Source organism: Bacillus sp. z26 (genome assembly GCF_058313635.1).
In genome coordinates this window covers 458295-480719 of the sequence record NZ_JBZFQM010000001.1, presented here as the reverse complement: position 1 = coordinate 480719, position 22425 = coordinate 458295, and the positions used below count along the sequence as shown (strand labels likewise).

The window sequence follows — 22425 nt, the reverse complement described above, 5'->3', positions numbered from 1 at the left end:
CCACTTATTTAGCTGAGTCGAATTGAACTTCCTTTGTGACATCTGCTCCATCATAGAATTTTTTTGAAAGCTCCGACATTGTCCCATCAGACTTCATTTCTTCCAATACTTTATTTATTTCTTTTAGTAATTCACTATTATCTTTTTTCATCAAAATGGCTTGATTACTAGGATTATATCTTATATCCGGATGAACCGTAATATCGAATTCAGGGAATGCAGCAACTGCTAAACGCTGAGTATAATAATCATTAAGAATAATATCTGTTCTCCCAGTGGATACATCTCGCAAATACTGATCATTTGTCGCATTGTCGTAGATGACTTCTTCTGCATCGTGTACCCGAGCTACTTCCATATAGGTAGTAGTTGCTTCACCGGCAGCTTTTTTACCTTTTAAGCTATCAAGACCTTTGATGCCAGATAAATCAGATTTCCTCACAATGGCTGCACCGTAGGAATGTTTGTAGGGATCAGTGAAAGCAAATTTCTCTTTTCTCTCATCTGTAGCCGTAATATCATTCACAGCAATGTCTGCTTGTCCGTTGTTGATGGAGGACAGCATTCCATCAAAAGCCATTTCGACAAATTCTACTTCCAGGTTCAATCGCTTGGCTATTTCTCGTGTCACTTCCACGTCATAACCGGTTAATTCATTAGATTTTGAATCATGATAGGAAGCAGGATATAAAGTACCGGAAGTCGCAACTTTTAATTTGCCGGCTTCTTTAATGGTATCCCAACCGCTCGTTTCTTCTTTTTTACTTTCTTCGTTTTTGTCACTGCTGCATGCGGCAGCAACCAAAGTCAGGATTGCAATTGTTAGAATGGATATAAGTCGTTTAAATCTATTTTTATTTGCCATTTTTTCACCTCGACTACCATTATATCCCGAAAAAAATGTATATGTCATCTGAGATTAAAAAGGATCTTACATAATAAACTCTAGAGTGGTGTTTTGGGTAATTTCTTTTTGTTATAAATCGTTGATATGTAATCCAACATAAAAGAACAAATGCCGGATTAAAAAAATGTATTGGGGGACAAAAAAAGCTGTGGAAACTAATCCAAAGCCTTTATCATTTCAATCATTTTTCTTTTCGTCTCTTCTAGATCATGTTCCTGATCGACGAGTGTTTTTCCATCTTCAGAATAGAAATCTGCAAAGTTTTGACCTTTATATCTAGGAACAACATGCATATGAAAATGGGTTAATTCATCAAAAACTCCACCGTTTTGACAGATAGTAATTCCATCAGGATTGAACAAATTCTTTATCGCTTTTGATATCATCTTTGCTGCCATCATGACCGAGTTTGCGGTATTTTCGTCCAACTCATCATAATATCGAATATGTTTTTTAGGCAAAATTAAAACATGTCCTTCATTATAAGGATCATGATCCAAAATACAGCAAATATAATCATCCTCAAATACCGCATGAACATTTTCTTCTTTATTTGCTAATTTACAGCCAAAGCAGTTCATTTCAGAGCCTCCCATTTACATTAAATTATATACATAATTCAAAAAAGTGAGGAGGAAAATTTTATAAAACTAACTACATTCCATAGAAAATAAGATTAAAAAACCCCCGTACCTATAAGCGGAACGGGGGGTCACTTCAATGATTTAAACTGCTTTCTTTTCTTTTTCATCCATAGAGTTTATCCGTTTAATTTCGGGAGCATGATGCTTAGATTTAATCCAGGACCAGCCAATGGCTGCGAGTAGAATAAATCCGACATAGCCCATGATTGGGTATACTGTATTGACCAATGTACTAAAACCTGCAAAGCTAAGGCCAAAACCGATTACTCCGAAGATAACGACTGAAGGGTGAAAGAAGCGTCCTTGTGGAATAAGCCGTACTGTAAACGCATAAAACATTCCCACACATGTATTGTAAATCATCGCCAGCAGAATAATAGATAATAGGTTCCCAATGAATGGCGAGATATTATTCGCTAAAAATAGAGTAGGCATCTCTACAATTTGCATATTGGGCATATCAGTCATCATGCCTATATTGATCAGCAGCAAGAGTACACCAAGCAGGATACCGCCGATGATACCGCCAATAGCTGCCTGCTTTTTATTTTTTAACGTTCCGCTAATAACAGATAGCATGGAGAATCCGACTGCAACATTGAAGGATACATAAAGCAATGCAGACATGAACCAATTTGAAGCAGCTGCTTTGTCCAAATCAACGTTCCGCTCTATTTCCATAGGGTTAATGCCATTGGTAAATAGCGCATGTCCTGCAATGAAAATCATAATGACTAATAAAAATGGTGTGATTGAGCCAATAATTCCAATGATTTTTTCTACTTTTAACAGCATAGTCAAAACAGTGATAACAGTCATAAACATCGAACCCCAAAAGGCAGGAATGCCAAACTGTTGCTCAACGATCGACCCAGAGCCTGCAATCATGATTACACCAACACCGAATAAAAAGAAAGATAGAATAATATCCACTGCCTGACCAAGAAAACGCCCGCAAAGAACTTCAATTATTTCTTTATGTGAGGTGGCTTGCATATGGCTGCCCAATTGTGAAAGCTGCATAGCAATAAGAGAGAATAATACGGTCGCCAGCAAAATGGCCGGTATGCTATAAAAGCCAAAATTCGTAAAAAACTGCATGATTTCTTGACCAGAGCCAAATCCCGCGCCAACAATAACTCCGACAAATGCACCGGCAAGATATAAACTTTGTTTCATTTTATCAGTCCTTTGTATATGGATTTTAAAGAGATATCTGTTAATTAAGTATTTTGATATATTAACATATTATCTGTTTTATCACAAATATCAGAAAATATTATTCGATTTTTAGATGGGATAATAATTACCGTTTTAGAAAAAACAATTCATTTGATAAAATGAATGAAAAGGCGGTATCGGAGGAGAAAATATGACCCCAAAAAGTAATTTGATTCCAGCAGAGAGAATAAAAGAAACGTTATATTCTACTATTTTAGGTGGCATTATCGGGGATGCTCTTGGTGTGCCGGTGGAGTTTAAAGCGAGAAATGCGGGCGTTACAGATATGATTGGGTATGGAACTTATAATATGCCTCCAGGAACATGGTCCGATGATACATCATTGACAATGTGTCTGATTGAAAATCTAATAGAAGAAAAAGATGAAACGGATTTGATGAACCGTTTTGTTGCCTACCGTGATCAAGGGTATTGGACACCATATGGGGAGATGTTTGACATTGGCATTGCAACTGTAACGGCTATTGACCGTTTTAAGAAAGGTATACCGGCTGTCCAATGTGGAGGAAAATCGGAATACGATAATGGAAATGGTGCGCTCATGCGTATAGCTCCTCTTGTCTTTACATTATGGCAAGAGACTGATTTTCAGATGAGGAAAAAGGAAATAGAGCGCATTGCACACGTGACCCATGGCCATCCAAGATCTACACTTGGTACGATGATCTACGTCGAATTCTTATTAAATTTATTCCATAAACATTCTCCCGCGGATTCATTGGAAATGGCTATCAACATATGCCAGAAAGAACTCGCCTTAGAGGATGTGTATACACGTGAGTTTGATGCATATGAACGAATCTTTAATCGAAGCTTACTGGAAGCTCAACGTGATGATATTCGCTCAGATGGCTATGTCGTTCATTCGCTTGAAGCAGCATTCTGGTGTTTCTTTAAACATCCTACGTATGAAGATGCTGTACTTGAAGCAGTTAATCTGGGCAGTGATACGGATACGATTGCTTTTATAACTGGTACAATGGCTGGTATGTATTACGGAATGGACAATATACCAAAAAAATGGGTGAATACACTGGTCAGTAAAGATAAAATCGTTAACCTTTGTGATCGCTTTTATGCCTATTGCGTGGAGAAGGCGAACTAATCTTAGAAAAGAATATATGATGAATATTTAGCAAGGACCTGATCAAAAGTCAAGGAGGAATGACTTTTGAACAGGTCCTTTTTTTGATGGATTATATGCTATTTGTCCTATTAATTTTACTGATCCGTTGGGTGAAAAGATTCATTTTATAAATGATTAAAAGGGATTAATTACCACGTGGAGAATAAAAGATAGAAGACTGTCTAATGAGAACGAATCATCCTAGAGAAGCAACATGGACCTAAAGATCAGGAAAGGGGTCTTCTATGGATGTGAAATATATTCCTGCCGATTGGGAAAAAATGCGAGCGGGACTTGGTGACTTATTAGGTCATGGATTTGGGGCTGGATTTTTTGATCATTTAAAGGATGTTAATGAAGTATTAGAAGATGCAGAAAGAGACATTGCAAAATATGATGTCGACGGTGTGATTTCTTTCCATCACACAAGCCAAAAAAGTCACTATAACAGCTTATCTGATGATTTCTCTGTTTTACACCGCTTTACGGGGAAAGTTGGGGATATTGTAGATCGGACGATTGATGAGCCGTTCTATAAGGACATGGATGATTTTGTCCAATCCGTGCGAGACCTTTCTATTTCGACTTATACAACCGACAATCGAATAGGCGCCAAAGAGACGGTGCAATATGGTTACGGGGCGGGCACAACTAGAATGGAAGTGCCGAAAACGGAAGTAGGCATCGATGATTTATTGAGCGGTGGCAATTTTTATGCGGATCAGATGAAACAACAATTTGAAGAATGGAAGGTCAACAATCCAGATCAAGAGATATCCGAAAAGGAATATCGAATGGCTGCAGTCAACTCGCGAGCCTTTGAGTATGAATCGATCCGGGATCAACAGGAAAACAAGGAATTTTGGGTAGGAATTGCAGCCCTTGTTGTGATAGTGGGGGTATCTCTAGTATGCCCCCCAGCTGGAATCGCATTAGGGGCAGCTTATGGAGCAATGGAAATCACTTCCGCTATATCTGGGAAGGATATAGTATCCGGTAGGGAATTAAGCACATCAGAGCGTTGGACAAGGGGATTGTTAGCGCCGCTTGATATTATCCCTGCTGCAGGAGCTGTCTCCAAATTTGCCAAGGGAGTCAAATTTGCTCATCTTGGGGAGCGTATGGGACAATTAGGAGCAGGAATACGAACAGCTGGCACCACTATCGCCGCTGGTACTCAGCGAGTCAGGCACCTGGCCAATTCTGCCTCCGATTTTGCCACTACTAGGCTAAGAAGTGCGACAAATGCCATAAATGATGCCAAAAATGTAGCTGTCCATAAAGTGGCACGGGATCTCGTCGATGTCGGAAGAGCAGTCGATACCGGGATAACCTGGACTAAGAACTTAAACCTCGGAAGACAAGTTGCAACCCCTGAAGGTTTCGGATTCAAAGAAACATTTGAAAACACACATACGTATGAAAATAATTTAAAAGATTTTTTGAGTCGGTTTGAAGGGATTAATTTAAAGTCTGCGGGTACGGGTGCAGGAAGTACTTCGGTAAATGGAACCAAATCATTAGTTGGCAACGGAGAACATTTTACAAACGGAAGAAAAAATAGATTAAGGCCTAATATCAGATATAAAACTGGAGAATATGATTACTTCTATGAAACAGATAATGCAGGCAGGATTATAAAATTTGAAACAGAAGAATTACAATTAACTACACGGACAGATAGACTCCCACATAGTAAAAATACACTGGGTAAAGTAAAAGGACAAGATCATGCTGGGCATTTAGCAGGTGATAGGTTTGGTGGGTCACCTAAACTCGACAATCTGGTTTCACAATTATCAGATGTTAATTTAAAGCAATATAAGAAAATTGAAGATGAATGGGCTGCAGCTTTAAAAGAAATACCTCCCAAAAAGGTTACGGTTGATGTGGGAATAGTTTACACTGGTAATGGCATGCGTCCAGAGAAATTTATAGTAAATTATACTATTGATGGTGAATGGAACAAAGAAGTTCTTCTAAATATCTAGGGAGTGATTATAGGATTATGAAAGAATTTGAAGATAAATTTAGTGAATTGCAAGCAGATATGATTTCTATTTGTATGGAATTTGTTGAAGATCGAGCGGATAGAGTATATGTTTATGCATCATGTGAAGAAAGTGTTATATCCAGTAGATACTTTTATTTGATTAACAATAAGTACGTAAAGAGTCATAAAGTAAATGATGCGTTGGAAGATGGAGATGAAAAATATGATGTGTCTCCAGAACGAGGATTTATGGTTTTAGATATCATAAATGAGGATATTGAAAAAATAAAATTATTGTGTAAGGAATATAAAAGAGATATGCCAACGGAGATGAAATTAATATATGATGTTAAGAGTGGCCGCTTTAAAGCCGAATACAAGTATGAATTAATTTATACTAATCATGATACTAAAACAGCCCGTCAGATTGCTGAGGAGTGGTTTGAGGAGATAAAAAGTAACAACCTTTAAAAGTTTATACGTGCCATGGATTTGTCCTGATAAAAGGCTATTAATGTGAGTTAAATCAGATTAATAGATTTTTTTATAAAAAGTATTTGATTATGAATTGCCCCTTAAAGGTTAGGAAGGTTTCTAATTTTTAAGGGCGTTTTTTAGAATAAACTGCAAGTTATATTGCTAAATTGTGAAAAATAGAGAAAGATTTATTGCTGAGGGAGAGCAATAGAAGGTAATGCTGCGTAACAAACAGCTAGAGATGAAAATCTTTTGATGAAGCAGAAAAAAAGCTAAAGAATGGCTAAATACCCAAAATGCACTTCATAATCCAGACCAGATAGCAGATGGAAAGGCAGGATTAATAGGAGGATTGGAAGATAAAGGTATAAATTCTTCGGTTGGAAATATAGTTGTCGCTTATGAACAAATAAGGGAAATGGCTAAAAATATGACACCTGAGGAAATAAAAATACCCATCTGGATGTAAATTAAGGAGATTTTTTAATGGGAAATATCTTAAGAGATTTTAAATTAAATAGTAAGGTTTCTAACGGTATTGTCGAGAAATATAAAAATCTAGTCCCGAAAGAAATAATCGCTTTGTGGCAGGATTATGGATTTGGAATTTTTATGCAGGGATATTTTAAAAGTGTAAATCCAGAGGAATTTAAAGAGATTGTAGAGGAAAGTAGTCAAAGATATAAGAGTTCAATCGTGCTGTTTGCTACGGCCATGGGAGACCTAATTATCTGGTCAGATGGGTATGTTAGACTTCTTAATTACAGATATGGATTAGTTAAGACAATTATGTTTACATTTGAATTTTTCTTTCAAAATATTTCTGACCCTGAATTTAGAGAAGAAGAATTGTCTTGGCAACCTTATCCCGAAGCCCTTAAACAAAATGGTGATTTGGAATATGATGAATGCTTCGGTTATACACCTCTCTTAGGTCTAGGTGGACCAGAAAAAGTTGAGAACCTAAAGAAGGTCAAATTGAAGGAACATATTCTTATTATTACTGAATTTATGGGACCTGTTCAGTAATATTTGAGGGTGTATTATAAAAATAAATGATAAGCACTAGATTGCATTACTGAACTGCCCGTAAAAGTTAGACACTAATCTAATTTTTACGGGGGTTTTTTTATGGCAAAATTAACTGTTGAACGATGAATGGGCTAAAGCTTTAAAAGAAATACCACCAAAACCTGTAAAGGTTGATGTTGAAATAGTTTACGCTGGGAATGGTATGCGTCCAGAGAAATTTATAGTAAATTACTTTATTGATGGCAAACCAGGCTATAAAGTTATTAAAAATTAAAATAAGGAGTGAAAAAGTAGTATGAAAGAATTTGAGGATAAGTTTAGTGAGTTGCAAGCAGATATGATATCAATATGTATGGAATATGTCGAGGATAGAGCGGATAAAGTGTATGTTTATGCTTCACGTGAAGAAGGAGTTATCTCCGGAAGTTACTTTTATTGTATTAACAATAAATATGTAGAATGTCATAAAGTGAACGATGCATTGGGAGATGGTGAAGAGAAATATGATGTGTCTCTAAATCGGATGATTGCGGTATTACGCATAATATGTGAAGATATTGAAAAAATCGAAAAACTATGTAAAGAATATGAACGAGACATGCCAACAGAGATGAAATTAATATACGATGTTAAGAGTGGTAAATTCAAGGCTGAATATAGATATGATTTAATATATACGAATGACGATATTAAAACAGCGGATCATATTGCTGATGAATGGTTTGAGGAGATAAAAAGTAATAACCTCTAATCGTTGAAACGTACAATGAATCTGCACTTTCATAAAGGCTACTAAAGTGAATCAAAGGAGTAATTTAAGTAAAAAATATTATTGTATAACATTCTTAAATATAAAAATCACGAATCCATGAAGGTTGTACCATCATGGAATTGTATAACAATATCTTGTTATGAAAGTAAGTACGATAGCTATGCGAGATTCTAGATGAAATTTACAAAGTATTTTTTAAGGTAAAACGCCAAAAAATACGATATTAAAAAGAGGCATTATTTTAAAAGGAAATAAAATTAAATAATTTATTAGTTATAAAGCACTTGATTGCCTAGGGGAATCAGGTGTTTTTTCTTAGAGAGAAATATAATGTCTTGGTCAGATCTAGAGACTCGTCAATACTGCTTCCGATATTACCACTACTAGGCTACGAACAACAAGCGGCAAGAGAGAATTCCTACTTAGAAAAAGTTACAGAATTGAGAAGAAGTGGTTTATCATTAGATGAAGCAGAAAAATAGGCAAACAAATGGATGTCTACACAAGCTGCTCTTCATAACCCTAATCAAATAGCAGGGGGAAATCCACTTAAAATTGGTGGGATGGGGGATAAAGGTATTAACTCTTCTATCGGATCGCAGTGGAAATATAGAATTGATATAGTGGATGAGAAAATTAGAGAAATGGCTAAACATTTGACTAATGAGGAACTAAAAAGTACTTATCTAAATGTAAAGTTAACTAATTAAATATACTTGTTAAGGAGTAATTAAAATGAGCACTGTTTTTTTGGACTTTAAATTATATAAGTCTGTAAATGATGAAACAATTACAAAGTATAAAAATAAAGTACCAGAAGAATTAATCAATGTGTGGGAAAATTACGGGTTTGGGAGCTTTTTAAATGGTTACTTAAAAATAATTAATCCAGATGATTATAAAGATTTGGTGGAAGAATCATATTTTCGTGGTAACATTTCTATTCCGATTTTTTCCACTGGGATGGGGGATATTATATGCTGGGAAGAGAACCGGTATTTAAGATTAATTGAATATAGAAAAGGGATATTCAAAGGAATATCTGCAGGTTTTGAATTTTTTTTCTCGGATTTAACCGATAAAAGCTTTTGTGAAAAATATTTAGATTCGGATCAATATAATCTTGCAGTCGAGAAATATGGCGTTCCCGATTTCGAAGAATGTTTTGGGTACGTTCCCCTACTAGGACTGGGTGGTTCAGAAAAAGTTGAAAATCTAAAAAAGGTAAAATTATTTGAACATATTTTGTTAATAACCCAATTGACCGGACCTATTGCCTAGTTTGCTAAATAAAAACAATAATCCAATACTTTGATATTATTATAGTGCGAACTAAAAGGGAGATTTAAGATTAACTAATGCTGAATGACAATTATTAATTGGCTAATCCCAACTTATCTTTTAAAAGTATATAATCATGATATAGTCTAAGGTTGGTGGAATGATATATGGATTTACTGATTTCAAACAATCAATAGGTAATATGTTTGCAGTTGACTTTGTGTATTCAGTATAATTAATGATTTCCCTATTATACAAATCAAGGACATGCGATTTGCTAATAATTGATGAGTTTTTGGATTAGAGTTATTAAATAAAAAGTTGTTAACCGTTTATAGTTGCAGTTATCCCTATGATTTAAAAATTAGCACTTGAGTTCCTTTTAGGTAACAAGTGCTTTTGTTTTATAAAGCATTAATTCCTGGAAGACAAAATAGCTTTCGTAATTCTCATGCTTTATAAAGATATAATCATTGTCGAAGGCGGAAAAATGGTCTCCTTGATTATCAGGGTTAGAAATAATTAAAATCTAGGAGTATTAGTAGCAACCCCTGAAGGTTTCGTATGATTAATTTAAAGTCTGCGGGTACGGGGCATAGTGTTAATGAAGTTAGAGAAATTGACACAGTTTAATGGACCTGGTGATATCGACAATCTTGTCCCACAAAATAGCCAGATTAATAGAAGGGGTGGAGTCTGGTATGAAATGGAGACTGAGTGGGCTAATGCCTTGAAAGAGATACCACCCAAGAAAGTCTCTGTTAATATTGAGCCAGTTTACTCTAATAATTCTATGAGACCAGATAGCTTTATAATCGAATATGAAATAGAAGGTGAATTTCCAGTTATACGTGAGATTGCAAATAAATCAGGGGGTTAAGAAGATGAGTTTTGAATTAGATTTAAACAGTCTATATAATAAAATCGCACAACAGGTTAACGATATGATACCAGTAGAATGGGATAATTTCTATTTTAATGGGGAAGTAAAAGAAAAAGATGGAGGAGTTTTCTTCTTTTTTACTCCAAAAGGCGAAAATCAGTATGTTTTTTCGCACTATATCCCTAAGTTTTATAGCGTAGATAAAAGAAGATATAATAAAGAACTTCATAAGTTATTTGAACTAACTGTAAGCCTCCAACAAATTTTTATTGATAATGATCAAGAACCTTGGTTCTCAGTTACATTAATAGTTAAAGATGAAAGCAAATTGACTGTTTATTTTGATTATACTAATTGGCTTGATAGCGATTTTGGTCCAACAGATAGGATTAAATATTTCGAACACAAATATGTAAATAAAAATAAAGAACAGCAAGAATCACAGTTAATTGATAAGATGAAAGAATTTGAAGAAAAGTAAGCTTAAAAGCACTTGATTGTCTATGGTTTAGATAACAAGTGCTTTTAAGTATGCTAGTTACCATAATTTCACTTGAATTTAAAATCTTTTAGTATACATAACATGAATTGAATGATGTAAGACCGCAACTTGTATCGAAAAGACAAATGGTCATTTTTGGTAATTAATCAAAGAAGAAATAGTAGTAAGAAAGAATTTGAAGATAAATTTAGTGAATTGCAAGCAGATATGTATACATGATACTAAAACAGCCCGTCAAAATGCTGAGGAGTGGTTTGAGGAGATAAAAAGTAACAACCTTTAAAAAAGTATATGTTCCCAATGGAGATATAGAATTGATGTCGTTGATGAACAAATAAGGGAAATGGCTAAAAATATGACATCTGAGGAAATAAAAAATATCCATCTGAATGTAAAATTAACACACTAAGGAGTTTTTTTAATGGAAAATATTTTAAGAGATTTTAAATTAAATAGTAAGGTATCTAACGAAATTGTCGAGAAATATAAAAATCTAGTCCCAAAAGAAATAATCGATTTGTGGGAGGATTATGGATTTGGAACCTTTATGCAAGGATATTTTAAAAGCGTCAATCCAGACGAGTATATTGATCTTTTAAAAGAGAGTAGTCAAAGATATACGGACTCTGTAGTGTTATATGGAACAAGTATGGGAGATTTAGTAATATGGGCTGATGGTTATATTAGGTTGCTTAATTTTAGATATGGTGTGCTTAAAACACTTATGCCAAACTTTTTATACTTTTTTAAAAGTTTAGATTCAGAAAAATTTCGAGACGAGTATTTAAAGTGGCAACCTTATCCCGAAGCCCTTAAACAAAATGGTGATTTGGAATATGATGAATGCTTCGGTTATACACCTCTCTTAGGTCTAGGTGGACCAGAAAAAGTTGAGAACCTAAAGAAAGTCAAATTGAAGGAACATATTCTTATTATTACTGAATGTATGGGACCCGTTCAGTAATATATTTGAGGGTATGTTATAGAATTAAACGATAAGCACTTGATTGCCTATTAGGCAACTAGTGTTTTTTTTAATCCACATGCATCTATATTCTATTTAAAAAAGATTCAAGATGACTTTTGTACAGGTTCTTTTTTTATTGGATAAGGTATTATTTAACCTATCCACCTTAGAGCTAACCAGCCAGAAATAGATATAGTTTAAAAGACATCTATTTGCATGTGGCATGACGGGACTTTTCATGCTGCCCCTTCCTTATACCTACACGAAAAAAGTACTTTACTCGCATTTACTCCGTAGTAGGGTAGTAGTATTCTAAAAATAGAATGCACAAATTAAAGTACTATAAACAGAGTATTTTAGTTTTCTTGAATGAATAATAAGAATGATAATAAAAAACTTTGAGAAACTATTTTGGAAGGTAGGTAGACTAATGAATAAGACAGATGAAATGATATCCAATCAGGTTCTGGGTGTATTAAGTGGAAAAAGCAATGAAGACCCATTTTCTATATTTGCAAAAATGCGCGAGATAGGACCAGTCGTTTCGATTCCCAACCCTTTAGGAGAAACAGATCGTCAAGCTTGGATGGTTGTACATATGAATGAAGCGATTCAAATCCTTAAAAACCACAAACAATTCACTGTAGATCCAGCCTCTATTGACGGAGAAAAAGGTTTTAGAGATAAGATTAAGAGTGAGGAAGATTCCTCAGCACCAGATACCTTCTTTACTGGAAAATCTATGCTTTTTGTAGATGGAATAGACCATAGAAGATTACGTATGTTGGTCTCAAAAGCATTTACACCGAGATATATGGAAGGATTACGACCACGTATTCAAGAAATTGCTGATGAATTATTGGATAAAGTTCAATCTAAAGGTGAAATGGATCTTGTAAAAGACTATGCTTATCCATTACCAATTAATGTGATTTCAGAAATGTTAGGTGTGCCACACGAAGATCGCGAAAAACTCAATATATGGTCCTCTGCGATTGCGAAGGGGATGGGATGGGGAAGACAAGACCCTACTGTAGTAGCGCATTTACAGGAATTTGGAGAATACACGAAAAATCTGGTTGCGAAAAAGAGAGAACATCCTTCTGATGATTTAATTAGTCAGCTAATTGCGATCGAATCAGAGGGCGAAAGACTGGATGAATCAGAATTAATCTCGATGATTACTTTATTAATTTTTGCTGGGCATGAAACAACATCCAACTTAATCGCAACGGGGTCGATGCTGCTATTTGAACACCCAGAACAACTTGAAACATTAAAAAATGATCTCAGTTTAGTACCATCAGCTGTAGAAGAATTATTACGTTTCAACGGTCCATCCACGAGTGTTGGTCCACGCTTTGCAAAGGAAGACGTAGAGATAAGTGGCCAGACAATCAAAAAAGGAGATATGGTTCTTGTGATGGTAAAAGCCGCTAATCGTGATGAAGAGGTATTTACTGATTCAGAGGGTTTAGATATTAAGAGAAAAATTGATCAGCATCTTGCCTTTGGACTTGGCCTGCACTCATGTCTGGGATCTCCGCTTGCGCGCGTAGAAGGAGATATTGCATTCACTACGCTATTAAAACGTTTCCCTAACTTAAGACTGAATGTACCACAGGATAAAATTGAATGGCAGTTTGCTCTTTCCTCACAGGGGCTTGATTCACTTCCTGTTGCTTTTTAGTTTATATTAAAACTTAGAGATAAGTTCATGATAGCCAAAAAAGCCAAAACCAGATTTGCGAAGGTTTTGGCTTTTTTGCTATATGCTTTAAATGAATGCTTTCCTTTTACTTTTAGTTATTTACTTCCTTTGCAGACTAGTCTCACCCGTAAGGTTTATAATCCTCAACATCAATCTTGTCCTGTATTTGATAGGGTGCCAGCATGAAAGCCGCCTTCAGAATAGTGTCCCCCTTGTTGATCAAGTAGTGGACTTTCTTAGGTTCAACATGGATGAAATCGCCTTTCTTGCATTGGAAGATTTCATTGTCGATATGGATTTCCAATTCGCCTTCTAGGATAAAGAAGTTTTCCTCCATAATGGTGTGATAATGTGCGGTGAAGTCCTGCCCTGGCTGTAATACGACTACGCCGAAATTCATTCTTGGTCCTTTTAAAAGATATTTAGGACCGCTATCTTTAAACCGATATTCTTTTTCATTCTCGTTGATAACTGACATTTCCTACCACTCCTTTTTATAATCCTGGTGCAATCCACATATGATCTGTAAACCCCTGATCTGCAAGATTTAGCTGTACTTTATATATGGACTTCCATTTTTCAAATAGTTCTTCATAAACTAATTGATTTGATTCGATAGGATAGAGGGTTTTTTCAAATTTCACTACTTTATCAATGGCTTCATTAAAGCTTTCATAAACACCAGCTCCTACACCAGCACAAATAGCAGCGCCAAGAGCTGTAGATTCTTTTACTACTGGAACTTTTACTGTTAGATTCAAAACGTCAGCTACTATTTGGCACCATAAATCACTTTTGGATGCTCCTCCGCCAAAGACAATCGACTCCGGCTGTATGTTTGTAATGCTGGAAACTCTCTCGATATTTCCCTTAGTAACAAAAGCGGCATTCTCCATAATGGCTCGATAGAAAGTTGCTTTATTGAAGGAACTATCAAACTTAAAGTTTATGAAACTGGGAGCGGCATGTTTCCATGAAAAATAATCCATTGTATCGGAGAAGGTGCAGATCATTCCATGACTGCCGGCAGGAACGTTTTTTGCGCGTTTTTCCATCTGGCTATAGATGCTTTCGCTGCTTTGCTCTTGAAGATAGGCTTCAAGTTCACAAAACGTATCTCTGAACCACCTCATGATTAAACCTGGAAAGAAAGCGATCGCTTCATATTGCCAGGTATCGGGGATAGCATGGCAATTAACTCTTACTTTACAAGAATCATTAATCTCTACCTGGTTAGTTGTATATTCATATTGCCAAAAGCTACCGCCTAAAACAGCTGCATCTCCTTCGCTAATGACGCCCATGCCAATACATCCTAATTGAGCATCGCCACCGCCGGCTACAACTAATGTTTGGGTGCTTAGCCCAGTAAGTACAGAGAAAGCATCGGTAACATTTCCAATTACGGAACCGCTTTCATTTATGGTGGGGAAAATATCACTTCTAAGACCAACCTTATCAGCAATACTTGCATCCCAATTTCTATTTTTTATAGTGAAAAGACCGGTAGTGCATCCATTAGAAGGTTCTACCGATATCACACCGGTCAAACGATATGTAATCCAATCATTTAGCATTGAAACATACTTGATTCTCTCATAAATTTCAGGGATATTATTTTTTACCCAAAGTATACGAGGGATGGCGCTTAATGAAAAGGTCTGGCCCGAAACGCGGTGAATATCCGATTCAAGTTTGTCACTTTGTTTATAAAGGTTGGCAACTTCATCATTAGATCTTGAATCTACATTGGCACATGCCCATAATTCAATGCCGTCTTCATCATATAAAACTATGGCTTCACGCATGCTGGTGGTTGAAATGGCTACGATGTTTTCTGGATTCACCATACTCGTTGATAGGATATCTTTTATTAGGTTAATAATCATATTAATATTTTTTTTGATATCAAAATCCATGGAACCTGGATATCTTTTATCTTCATTATGGGTCCACTCTGATTGTGCAACAAAGAGTTCATTTCCTAATGTGTCAAATAAGATTACTCTGACACTGCCAGTTCCAGCGTCAATCGCCATTAAATACTTCTCCATGCTTTTTTAACTTCCCTTCTATTTTTATAGTAGAGACCATATCAGCATTTCAATCAATAAGGCTTTTAGCTACAACTTCATCTGTAATGAGAACGTTGATATACCCTCCTTTTAAAGCACCGATAATGGCCTCACGTTTCTCTAATCCGCTAGCTACACCAACAACATGTTGAAGAGATTTTAATAGGCTGATATTTGTACTGACCAATTTCTTATGCAATTTAAAATCCAGAACATTTCCATCTTTGTCATAAAACTGGCTTAAGAGATCGCCGACAGCACCCATGGATTTGAAAATCTCAATTTCAGTAGTGTTCAAATATTCTTCTTTTACAACAGTTGCCTGTTCGGTTAAAGCTCCAATGCCGATAATCGTAATATTTGAGTATGGCACCATTTCAAAAATCTTTTGGATTGGTTTTTCCTTAATCAATTGTTCGGCAAGATGTTGCGTTGATACCAATAATGGTGCAGGCATAATATAGTGATTGTAATTGGGGTTTGTATAATAATCAGATGATGAATCTACTGTAGTGGGAATATAAAACCTTACACCACCCGATAAAGAGACAAAAGTGACCCTATACTTGGAAGAAATATTTAGATGTCCTAAGGTCCTTGAGACCGCTTGCCCGTACCCAACGTTAATCATGGTGTCGCTGGTGATTCTGTCTTCGATATATTGAGCAGCTGCTATTGTAAGACTATCCAATGGATTTTGGTTAGAAGCCGGGACGATATAGATATCTTGTAAATGATATTTCTGTTTAATTTTGTTTTGCAGATCCATATCAACAAATTTATCCAAGTTAATCTTAAATTGAATAATGTTGTTAGCTTTCGCTATATCAAGGTATTTAATCACTTTCATTCTGGAAAGTTTCAACGATTCAGCAATTTCATTTTGAGTCATTCCTTCATTATAGTATTTCCACGCAACTTTAATAATGAGGCTACGTTCGTAGGTCATAAATTCCACTCTTTACAAAGTATTTTTTACCAACATTCACGACTAAACTAATGTTTTATGATGAAACAAATATAGATTAAAAACTTCGTCTACAGTCATTAAGGGCACATTATTTTATAGGTATATGAATGGCTTAGTTGCTTACGTATTGAACCTATAAACTAATGATTATATGGATAAGAAAACAGTTTTTATAGTTAAATTTATATTTTTATAATTCGGAAAAAGAATAAAAAGTTTTATGTTTAATAAAATGATTAATAAATCGATAACAGTGATGAATGATATAAAGTTTACAACTTAAAGAAAACGCTTACATAAGTGTTTGAGGGAGGGGGAATTCCATGGAAACACCAAAGAACTTAGTGAAATTGGAGAAAATACGAAAGTCATTTAACCGGAATATAGTTTTAGAAGGGGTTTCATTGGAGCTTAATCAGTCCGAGGTTATCTCTATTATTGGAGGTAATGGGGCAGGCAAGAGTACCTTGATGAAGATACTCACAGGGATTTATAAAGCGGATGCAGGGTTTATTGAGATTAATGGTGAAAGAGTGGAACATTTAAATCCTAATTCTGCTCATGAGAGAGGCATTTATTTAGTTCCGCAAGAACCTTTGTTGTTTCCTAATATGACGGTTGAAAAGAACCTCACGATTGGTTCTAGAAAAAGTAAATATGAAATAAGAGAAGAATCGATCAAATTGATTGAAGAATTAGGCTGGGATATCGATTTAAATCGGATGGCTGCCACGTTAAGTATCGCAGAACAACAGCAGCTTGAGATTATCAAAGGGCTTCTTAGGAAGTCAAAGGTGTTAATTCTCGACGAACCAACTTCTACATTGACATTTTCAGAAACAGAGTCCTTATTCAAGGTGATTGAGAAATTGAAGAATTCAGGGGTTGGAATCTTCTATATTACCCACCGTCTTGATGAAGTTTATCAGATTTCCACACATGCCATTATTTTAAGAGATGGTAAAGTAACGCTTAAAGGTAAAATAGAAGAATTTACAAAGGATATGTTAATTCAAGGACTGCTTCCAGTCGGAAACGAAATGAATCACAAAGATATGTTTGAAAGATACAAGGTCAATCGTACTGGAGTAAAGCCAGTTCTTGCAGTGGAAAACATCGTTGGAGATGGTTTCAAAGATATTAGTTTTGAAGTTTACAAGGGAGAAGTTGTTGGTATTGCAGGACTCGTGGGAGCAGGCAGAACAGAGATTGCCGAGGCCATTTACGGAGTGAATCCGATTGAGAGCGGTAAAGTTTATCTTGATGGTAAGGATGTCACAAATTTTTCGATAAACGAAAGCGTCACCAACGGATTAGCTTATATTCCTGAGGACCGATTCTTACATGGGATTTTTTCGTTCAGTTCCGTAAGAAATAATATCACAGCACAAATAATTAAACAAAATGGTCTATTTACTAAAAAAAATTTAGAAGAACAGGTTGCCAAAATGTATATTAATAGATTGAGGATTAAGATCAATTCTCAAGATGATGATATCAAATCACTCTCAGGTGGGAATCAACAGAAGGCAGTTATTGCACGGGCCTTATCCATGAATCCAAAATTGATGATTATGGATGAGCCAACTAGGGGAATTGATGCGGCTGCACGAGGTGACATCTATTCCATCATTACAGATTTGAAGAAACAGGGAGTGTCCATTCTGCTCATTTCCTCTGACCTCGAAGAAATCGAAAGAATCAGTGATCGTATCTATGTTGTCTATCAGGGAACATGCAATGTTTGCATGAATCTGGATGAAATTAATGCCACCAATGTAATGAAAGCAGCTTTTGGAACATATGAAGGAAGTGATCAATCGTATGTCTAAGATTTCCAGCTTCATTAAACTCCGGGAATTTAGAACTTTACTATTTCTTATTATCCTCTTTATAGTAGTTGGTTGCGTAAACTCTGACTATTTATCATTACAAAATATCGATAAATCATTGAAAAGCAGCTTGTTATATATTGTTCTTGCGATCGGGATGACGTTTGTTCTGTTAACTGGCAATTTGGATATTTCTATCGGCGGAACACTTGGCTTAACGGCTGCTATATGTGGAACGATCCTCAGAGAAGGTGGGAGTATTTTTACAACCGTGATTGTTGCCATCTTCATTGGAACATCTATTGGTCTTATTAACGGATTTGGTGTTATTAAATTAAAAATATCTTCCTTTATCATGACTCTGGCTGTTCTCTCTATTATTAAGGTGCTTCAGGTGATTTATACGGACGGAAAGTGGGTGGAAAATATCCCCGCAAACATTAAAGAGCTATCCAATAACGAAATATTCGGTATAAATTTATTGACACTCCTGGTTATTGTTGGGGTCATTCTGGTTCAGTTTTATCTGTCTAAAAGTAGAAGGGGAAGTTATTTTAATGCGATAGGCGACAATGCGGATGGAGCTGTATCACTAGGGATACCTATAAATAGATATATTACGTACTCATTTGTTATTTCAGGTATTTGTGCTTCATTGGCCGGGTTGATATTTGTCAGTCAAATTGGTTTTGTCTCAACAAATGCTGGGGCAGGAATTGAGTTAACTGTTATTGCTGCATGCGTTCTTGGCGGAGTCTCACTGGTAGGTGGGATTGGGACTGTTGTTGGGGCAGCATTGGGAGCGGTTATATTAACGTCTATTAATTCTGCATTGATCTATATGAAAGTACCTGCATTTTGGAATGATACGATTTCGGGGTCTTTATTAATCATCATTGTCATAATCGATGCTCTGCTTGCATTTAATGCCAATAAAAAAGCGAAGAAAACAAGATTAAACGCAAGAGTACTACGGAAGGAGGCTTAAAGAGGGCATGTTGAATAAAATCCCGAAATGGAATCTTACCTTAGTAGTCTTAATTATTGCTGAAATAATCATTTTTGGTATGATCAACCCCCGATTTTGGAATGTCTCCATTTTATTAAATAGTTTTAACGATTTTCTTGCGATTGCTCTGATTGGTTTTTTTGTCACCATGGTGGTTATTACCGGTGGAATCGACATTTCTGGGGTATCAATTATCGGATTAACCTCTGTCGTTACAGGTCTGTTATTTCAAGTGGCAGGAATCAATATTTGGATATCCATTCTTTGCGCAATCTTAATTGGAGGATTATGTGGCCTTCTTAATGGAGTTTTGATTGCTTACGGAAGAGTACAGGCAATGGTGATAACTCTTGGAGGAATGCTTTTATATAGTGGCATAGCCGTAGTACTGGTCGGAATATCAGGTGTCAGTACGTACGAAGGGTTTTCGGGATTTCCTGATGCATTCAGCCAGATTGCCAATGGAGCATTATTAGGAATTCCGAATGCTGTGACCTTCTTTATTATTGCGTTTCTCATTGCTTATATCCTTTTGCACCGTACGCGGTATGGAAGATATATTTATCTGACGGGGATCAACCAAAATGCAGCGGAATACTCTGGCATTCATACGAAAAAGGTTATTGCCAGTACATATATTTTGTCAGGGTTAAGCGCTGGTGTAGCAGGGGTGATATTAACTTCTTATCTGGGCAGTGCGAGATCTGATTATGGTGCTGAGTATCTTATGCCAATTTTAACTGTCGTTGTATTGGGGGGAACACTCATAACTGGAGGTAAAGGAGGTGTTGTCGGGACGGCGTTAGCCAGCATTATACTGGGATTTATGCAGATAGGTCTGCAAATGGCAGGGGTTTCAACCCAGTATATTGGATTGGCTACTGGAGTCCTCCTCATTGTGTCTGTTGCATTCTTGGGATTCAATCCGAATTTCAAATTTAATGTTAAAAAGATCATCACACAAAAACATAATATTGGGGGTTAAGTAGCAATGAGAAAAATGAACTCTATTAAATTGATTTCTGTGGCAATTATGATGCTATTTGTGGCTGCGTGTGGATCTGATGAAGGAGGCTCTGGAGGAGGGGATAAGAAGAAAGAGGCAAAAGATATTGAAGTGGTGTTCATACCGAAAATGACAGGAAATGCTTTCTTTGAATCAGGTAATGATGGCGCACAAGAAATGGCCAAGAAGGAAGGTTTTAAAGTTAAGTATGACGGTGCTCCTGAAGGTACCGTTGCGAATCAAGTTCAAATCATTAATAGTGCCGTGAATAGCGGTGCTGATGCGATTGCAATCTCATCTGTTTCGTCGGATGGTTTGAACCAAGCCTTGAAAAAAGCATTGGATGCTGGTGTAAAAGTCGTAACATGGGATTCTGATGTTGATCCTAAATATCGTTCTGTTTATGTTAACCAAGGTACACCAGAAATATTAGGGAAAATGCTAGTGGATATGGCTGCAGAACAAATGGAGAATCCTGATGAAGCACAAAAAATCGCTTGGTTTTATTCAAGTCCAACTGTTCCAGACCAAAACTCATGGGTAGAATATGCGAATAAATATATTAAAGAAAAATATCCGAAATGGGAACTGGTGACGACCCAATATGGTGATGCCAATGAACAAAAATCATTGCAAGTTGGTGGAAGTATCCTAGATTCCTATCCTGATATTGATGCGATTATATGCCCTGACTCAACGGCCCTTCCGGCTATGGCGCAAGCAACCGAAAATAAAGGGTTAAAAGCAGATGATGTCATTATCACCGGATTTGCATCTCCGAATTCAATGAGACCATTTATTGAAAACGGGACAATCATCAACCATGGTTTATGGGATGTGAAAGATCAGGGAGCCCTTGCTGTATATGTTGCTTATTGGCTAGCGCAAGGTGAAGGACTAAAAGTTGGGGATACTATTGATGTTCCTGATATGGGTTCTGTTAAAGTAGAGTCAAACTCCATTCAAGGATACGATTACGAGGCAGATGACTCAGGAATTATTGTTTTACCTGAGCGTATCGTTTTTACTAAAGAAAATACGAATGACTATAACTTTTAGTAGTTTGGAAACATTAGTGAAAAATAAGGGGGGGAAAGCAATGGCAGATTCTAGTGGCAATAAAAATGCAAAGGATTTTTCCGAGAGTATTCCATTTGCAAACAGTGGGAATTTTCATGTAAAAGGTGCAAACAATTATGATTGGGGATTGAAGGACCGTTTATCAAGAATCTTTAACCCAGAGACAGGCAAAACGGTTATGTTGGCGTTTGATCATGGATATTTTATGGGACCCACGTCAGGGCTGGAAAGATTGGATTTGCTTATCCCTCGTCTGGCGAAGTATGCTGACTGTTTAATGGCTACGAGAGGAGCCATTCGAAGCAGCGTTCCCCCATCCTATAACAAGGCGATTGCATTAAGAGCTTCATCTGGATCCAGTGTCCTCCAGGATGACCTGAGCCACGAATCCATGGTAGTTGACATTGAAGATGCGATAAAAATGAATGCAAGTTGTATTGCGATACAAACATTTATTGGAGCAGATGGACAAAAAGAAACCATCCAAGAGTTAAACCGTGCTGTTAACTTAGGGATGAGATATTCCATTCCAACATTGGGTGTTGTTGCCGTTGGTAAAGAAATGGAACGAACCACTAAATTTTTCTTATTGGCTACTAGGATGCTTGCTGAATTTGGGGCTCAGATTGTTAAAACCTATTATTGTGACGATTTCGAAAAGGTTGCAGCCGCATGCCCTGTTCCATTAGTTGTTGCTGGAGGTAAGAAACTACCAGAGAAAGATGCGTTAAGTCTAGCCTATAATGCAATTCAGGGCGGAGCTGCCGGCGTGGATATGGGAAGAAATATTTTTCAATCACAATATCCTGAAGAAATGATTCAAACGGTAGGCAAGGTCGTTCATGAGGGATATACCGATACAGAGGCATATGAGTATTACTTACATCTCATAAATTAATGGATAACTAGAGGGATT

General features: G+C 36.3%; 24 protein-coding genes and 1 pseudogene. 19 read left to right on the top strand and 6 right to left on the bottom strand.

Annotated features, from left to right (window positions below; genetic code table 11):
* Positions 1-4: 4 nt before the first annotated feature.
* From AC4G3K_RS02240 to AC4G3K_RS02230, 3 genes are all read right to left on the bottom strand, one after another.
* Positions 5-865, bottom strand: a complete 861-nt coding sequence (locus AC4G3K_RS02240; RefSeq protein ID WP_491132328.1) for a transporter substrate-binding domain-containing protein — start codon at positions 863-865, stop codon at positions 5-7.
* Between the two features lie 197 nt (positions 866-1062).
* Positions 1063-1488, bottom strand: coding sequence for an HIT family protein (locus tag AC4G3K_RS02235; protein WP_491132327.1), 426 nt, complete (start codon positions 1486-1488; stop codon positions 1063-1065).
* A 144-nt stretch (positions 1489-1632) separates the two neighbouring features.
* Positions 1633-2730, bottom strand: a complete 1098-nt coding sequence (locus AC4G3K_RS02230; RefSeq protein WP_491132326.1) for a YkvI family membrane protein — start codon at positions 2728-2730, stop codon at positions 1633-1635.
* A 193-nt stretch (positions 2731-2923) separates the two neighbouring features.
* Here AC4G3K_RS02230 and AC4G3K_RS02225 point away from each other — a divergent pair, with 193 nt between their 5' ends.
* The 14 genes and pseudogenes from AC4G3K_RS02225 to AC4G3K_RS02160 all read left to right on the top strand — a co-directional run bounded on the left by AC4G3K_RS02225 (position 2924) and on the right by AC4G3K_RS02160 (position 13516).
* Positions 2924-3898: an ADP-ribosylglycohydrolase family protein gene (locus AC4G3K_RS02225; RefSeq protein ID WP_491075653.1), complete on the top strand. Its 975-nt coding sequence runs from the start codon at positions 2924-2926 to the stop codon at positions 3896-3898.
* 266 nt (positions 3899-4164) lie between these two features.
* The gene (locus AC4G3K_RS02220; RefSeq protein ID WP_491132325.1) at positions 4165-5910 is read left to right on the top strand and encodes a DNA/RNA non-specific endonuclease; all 1746 of its coding nucleotides are present in this window, start codon (positions 4165-4167) and stop codon (positions 5908-5910) included.
* A gap of 17 nt (positions 5911-5927) precedes the next feature.
* The gene (locus tag AC4G3K_RS02215) at positions 5928-6383 is read left to right on the top strand and encodes a DUF600 domain-containing protein (protein ID WP_491075647.1); all 456 of its coding nucleotides are present in this window, start codon (positions 5928-5930) and stop codon (positions 6381-6383) included.
* A gap of 280 nt (positions 6384-6663) precedes the next feature.
* A pseudogene (locus tag AC4G3K_RS02210) lies at positions 6664-6858 on the top strand (polymorphic toxin type 15 domain-containing protein); the annotation flags it as partial.
* Between the two features lie 17 nt (positions 6859-6875).
* Positions 6876-7418: a T6SS immunity protein Tdi1 domain-containing protein gene (locus tag AC4G3K_RS02205; RefSeq protein ID WP_491132324.1), complete on the top strand. Its 543-nt coding sequence runs from the start codon at positions 6876-6878 to the stop codon at positions 7416-7418.
* A 118-nt stretch (positions 7419-7536) separates the two neighbouring features.
* Positions 7537-7695 (top strand): DNA/RNA non-specific endonuclease, encoded by a 159-nt coding sequence (locus AC4G3K_RS02200; RefSeq protein WP_491132323.1) that lies wholly within the window; start codon positions 7537-7539, stop codon positions 7693-7695.
* A 21-nt stretch (positions 7696-7716) separates the two neighbouring features.
* Positions 7717-8172: a DUF600 domain-containing protein gene (locus AC4G3K_RS02195; RefSeq protein ID WP_491132322.1), complete on the top strand. Its 456-nt coding sequence runs from the start codon at positions 7717-7719 to the stop codon at positions 8170-8172.
* 515 nt (positions 8173-8687) lie between these two features.
* On the top strand, positions 8688-8903 hold the full coding sequence (locus tag AC4G3K_RS02190) for a polymorphic toxin type 15 domain-containing protein (protein ID WP_491132321.1): 216 nt from the start codon (positions 8688-8690) through the stop codon (positions 8901-8903).
* A gap of 25 nt (positions 8904-8928) precedes the next feature.
* Complete coding sequence (locus AC4G3K_RS02185; RefSeq protein ID WP_491132320.1) at positions 8929-9474, top strand: T6SS immunity protein Tdi1 domain-containing protein; 546 nt, start codon at positions 8929-8931, stop codon at positions 9472-9474.
* Between the two features lie 604 nt (positions 9475-10078).
* Complete coding sequence (locus AC4G3K_RS02180; protein WP_491132319.1) at positions 10079-10354, top strand: DNA/RNA non-specific endonuclease; 276 nt, start codon at positions 10079-10081, stop codon at positions 10352-10354.
* Between the two features lie 4 nt (positions 10355-10358).
* Positions 10359-10838, top strand: a complete 480-nt coding sequence (locus AC4G3K_RS02175; protein WP_491132318.1) for an immunity protein YezG family protein — start codon at positions 10359-10361, stop codon at positions 10836-10838.
* 310 nt (positions 10839-11148) lie between these two features.
* Complete coding sequence (locus AC4G3K_RS02170; protein ID WP_491132650.1) at positions 11149-11268, top strand: hypothetical protein; 120 nt, start codon at positions 11149-11151, stop codon at positions 11266-11268.
* A 12-nt stretch (positions 11269-11280) separates the two neighbouring features.
* Positions 11281-11823 (top strand): T6SS immunity protein Tdi1 domain-containing protein, encoded by a 543-nt coding sequence (locus tag AC4G3K_RS02165; protein ID WP_491132317.1) that lies wholly within the window; start codon positions 11281-11283, stop codon positions 11821-11823.
* Positions 11824-12256: 433 nt separating this feature from the next.
* Positions 12257-13516, top strand: a complete 1260-nt coding sequence (locus AC4G3K_RS02160; protein WP_491132316.1) for a cytochrome P450 family protein — start codon at positions 12257-12259, stop codon at positions 13514-13516.
* Between the two features lie 142 nt (positions 13517-13658).
* On the opposite strand, the gene AC4G3K_RS02155 is transcribed toward AC4G3K_RS02160, so the two are convergent.
* Genes AC4G3K_RS02155 through AC4G3K_RS02145 form a run of 3 tightly spaced genes read right to left on the bottom strand, consistent with a single transcriptional unit; the run spans position 13659 to position 16561 of the window.
* Positions 13659-14015 carry a cupin domain-containing protein gene (locus AC4G3K_RS02155; protein WP_491132315.1) on the bottom strand — a complete coding sequence of 119 codons (357 nt, stop codon included), beginning with the start codon at positions 14013-14015 and terminating at the stop codon, positions 13659-13661.
* A gap of 16 nt (positions 14016-14031) precedes the next feature.
* Positions 14032-15591, bottom strand: a complete 1560-nt coding sequence (gene lsrK / locus AC4G3K_RS02150) for an autoinducer-2 kinase (protein ID WP_491132314.1) — start codon at positions 15589-15591, stop codon at positions 14032-14034.
* A 49-nt stretch (positions 15592-15640) separates the two neighbouring features.
* A complete protein-coding gene (locus AC4G3K_RS02145) occupies positions 15641-16561 on the bottom strand; it encodes a sugar-binding transcriptional regulator (RefSeq protein WP_491132313.1) in 921 nt (306 codons plus the stop codon).
* 344 nt (positions 16562-16905) lie between these two features.
* On the opposite strand from AC4G3K_RS02145, the gene AC4G3K_RS02140 reads away from it, so the two are divergent.
* The 5 genes from AC4G3K_RS02140 to lsrF are packed head-to-tail and all read left to right on the top strand — an operon-like array spanning position 16906 to position 22407.
* Entirely contained in the window at positions 16906-18414 is a 1509-nt protein-coding gene (locus AC4G3K_RS02140) for a sugar ABC transporter ATP-binding protein (RefSeq protein WP_491132312.1), read from the top strand.
* Positions 18407-19402 (top strand): ABC transporter permease, encoded by a 996-nt coding sequence (locus tag AC4G3K_RS02135; protein ID WP_491132311.1) that lies wholly within the window; start codon positions 18407-18409, stop codon positions 19400-19402. The genes AC4G3K_RS02140 and AC4G3K_RS02135 overlap by 8 nt, the downstream gene beginning before the upstream one ends.
* Positions 19403-19409: 7 nt before the next feature.
* Positions 19410-20408, top strand: a complete 999-nt coding sequence (locus AC4G3K_RS02130) for an ABC transporter permease (RefSeq protein ID WP_491132310.1) — start codon at positions 19410-19412, stop codon at positions 20406-20408.
* Positions 20409-20414: 6 nt separating this feature from the next.
* A complete protein-coding gene (gene lsrB / locus AC4G3K_RS02125) occupies positions 20415-21488 on the top strand; it encodes an autoinducer 2 ABC transporter substrate-binding protein LsrB (RefSeq protein ID WP_491132309.1) in 1074 nt (357 codons plus the stop codon).
* A 40-nt stretch (positions 21489-21528) separates the two neighbouring features.
* A complete protein-coding gene (gene lsrF, locus AC4G3K_RS02120; protein ID WP_491132308.1) occupies positions 21529-22407 on the top strand; it encodes a 3-hydroxy-5-phosphonooxypentane-2,4-dione thiolase in 879 nt (292 codons plus the stop codon).
* Positions 22408-22425: the final 18 nt, after the last annotated feature.

What these genes read in the sequence shown, in the direction of transcription:
- AC4G3K_RS02215 (WP_491075647.1), top strand. Translation starts at nt 5,928, where the DNA reads ATGAAAGAATTTGAAGATAAATTTAGTGAATTGCAAGCAGATATGATT.
- AC4G3K_RS02240 (WP_491132328.1), bottom strand. Translation starts at nt 865, where the DNA reads ATGGCAAATAAAAATAGATTTAAACGACTTATATCCATTCTAACAATT.
- AC4G3K_RS02190 (WP_491132321.1), top strand. Translation starts at nt 8,688, where the DNA reads ATGTCTACACAAGCTGCTCTTCATAACCCTAATCAAATAGCAGGGGGA.
- AC4G3K_RS02175 (WP_491132318.1), top strand. Translation starts at nt 10,359, where the DNA reads ATGAGTTTTGAATTAGATTTAAACAGTCTATATAATAAAATCGCACAA.
- AC4G3K_RS02230 (WP_491132326.1), bottom strand. Translation starts at nt 2,730, where the DNA reads ATGAAACAAAGTTTATATCTTGCCGGTGCATTTGTCGGAGTTATTGTT.
- AC4G3K_RS02225 (WP_491075653.1), top strand. Translation starts at nt 2,924, where the DNA reads ATGACCCCAAAAAGTAATTTGATTCCAGCAGAGAGAATAAAAGAAACG.
- AC4G3K_RS02135 (WP_491132311.1), top strand. Translation starts at nt 18,407, where the DNA reads ATGTCTAAGATTTCCAGCTTCATTAAACTCCGGGAATTTAGAACTTTA.
- AC4G3K_RS02160 (WP_491132316.1), top strand. Translation starts at nt 12,257, where the DNA reads ATGAATAAGACAGATGAAATGATATCCAATCAGGTTCTGGGTGTATTA.
- AC4G3K_RS02130 (WP_491132310.1), top strand. Translation starts at nt 19,410, where the DNA reads ATGTTGAATAAAATCCCGAAATGGAATCTTACCTTAGTAGTCTTAATT.
- AC4G3K_RS02185 (WP_491132320.1), top strand. Translation starts at nt 8,929, where the DNA reads ATGAGCACTGTTTTTTTGGACTTTAAATTATATAAGTCTGTAAATGAT.
- AC4G3K_RS02155 (WP_491132315.1), bottom strand. Translation starts at nt 14,015, where the DNA reads ATGTCAGTTATCAACGAGAATGAAAAAGAATATCGGTTTAAAGATAGC.
- AC4G3K_RS02205 (WP_491132324.1), top strand. Translation starts at nt 6,876, where the DNA reads ATGGGAAATATCTTAAGAGATTTTAAATTAAATAGTAAGGTTTCTAAC.
- AC4G3K_RS02195 (WP_491132322.1), top strand. Translation starts at nt 7,717, where the DNA reads ATGAAAGAATTTGAGGATAAGTTTAGTGAGTTGCAAGCAGATATGATA.
- AC4G3K_RS02235 (WP_491132327.1), bottom strand. Translation starts at nt 1,488, where the DNA reads ATGAACTGCTTTGGCTGTAAATTAGCAAATAAAGAAGAAAATGTTCAT.
- lsrB (WP_491132309.1), top strand. Translation starts at nt 20,415, where the DNA reads ATGAGAAAAATGAACTCTATTAAATTGATTTCTGTGGCAATTATGATG.
- AC4G3K_RS02180 (WP_491132319.1), top strand. Translation starts at nt 10,079, where the DNA reads ATGAAGTTAGAGAAATTGACACAGTTTAATGGACCTGGTGATATCGAC.
- AC4G3K_RS02140 (WP_491132312.1), top strand. Translation starts at nt 16,906, where the DNA reads ATGGAAACACCAAAGAACTTAGTGAAATTGGAGAAAATACGAAAGTCA.
- lsrF (WP_491132308.1), top strand. Translation starts at nt 21,529, where the DNA reads ATGGCAGATTCTAGTGGCAATAAAAATGCAAAGGATTTTTCCGAGAGT.
- AC4G3K_RS02165 (WP_491132317.1), top strand. Translation starts at nt 11,281, where the DNA reads ATGGAAAATATTTTAAGAGATTTTAAATTAAATAGTAAGGTATCTAAC.
- lsrK (WP_491132314.1), bottom strand. Translation starts at nt 15,591, where the DNA reads ATGGAGAAGTATTTAATGGCGATTGACGCTGGAACTGGCAGTGTCAGA.
- AC4G3K_RS02220 (WP_491132325.1), top strand. Translation starts at nt 4,165, where the DNA reads ATGGATGTGAAATATATTCCTGCCGATTGGGAAAAAATGCGAGCGGGA.
- AC4G3K_RS02145 (WP_491132313.1), bottom strand. Translation starts at nt 16,561, where the DNA reads ATGACCTACGAACGTAGCCTCATTATTAAAGTTGCGTGGAAATACTAT.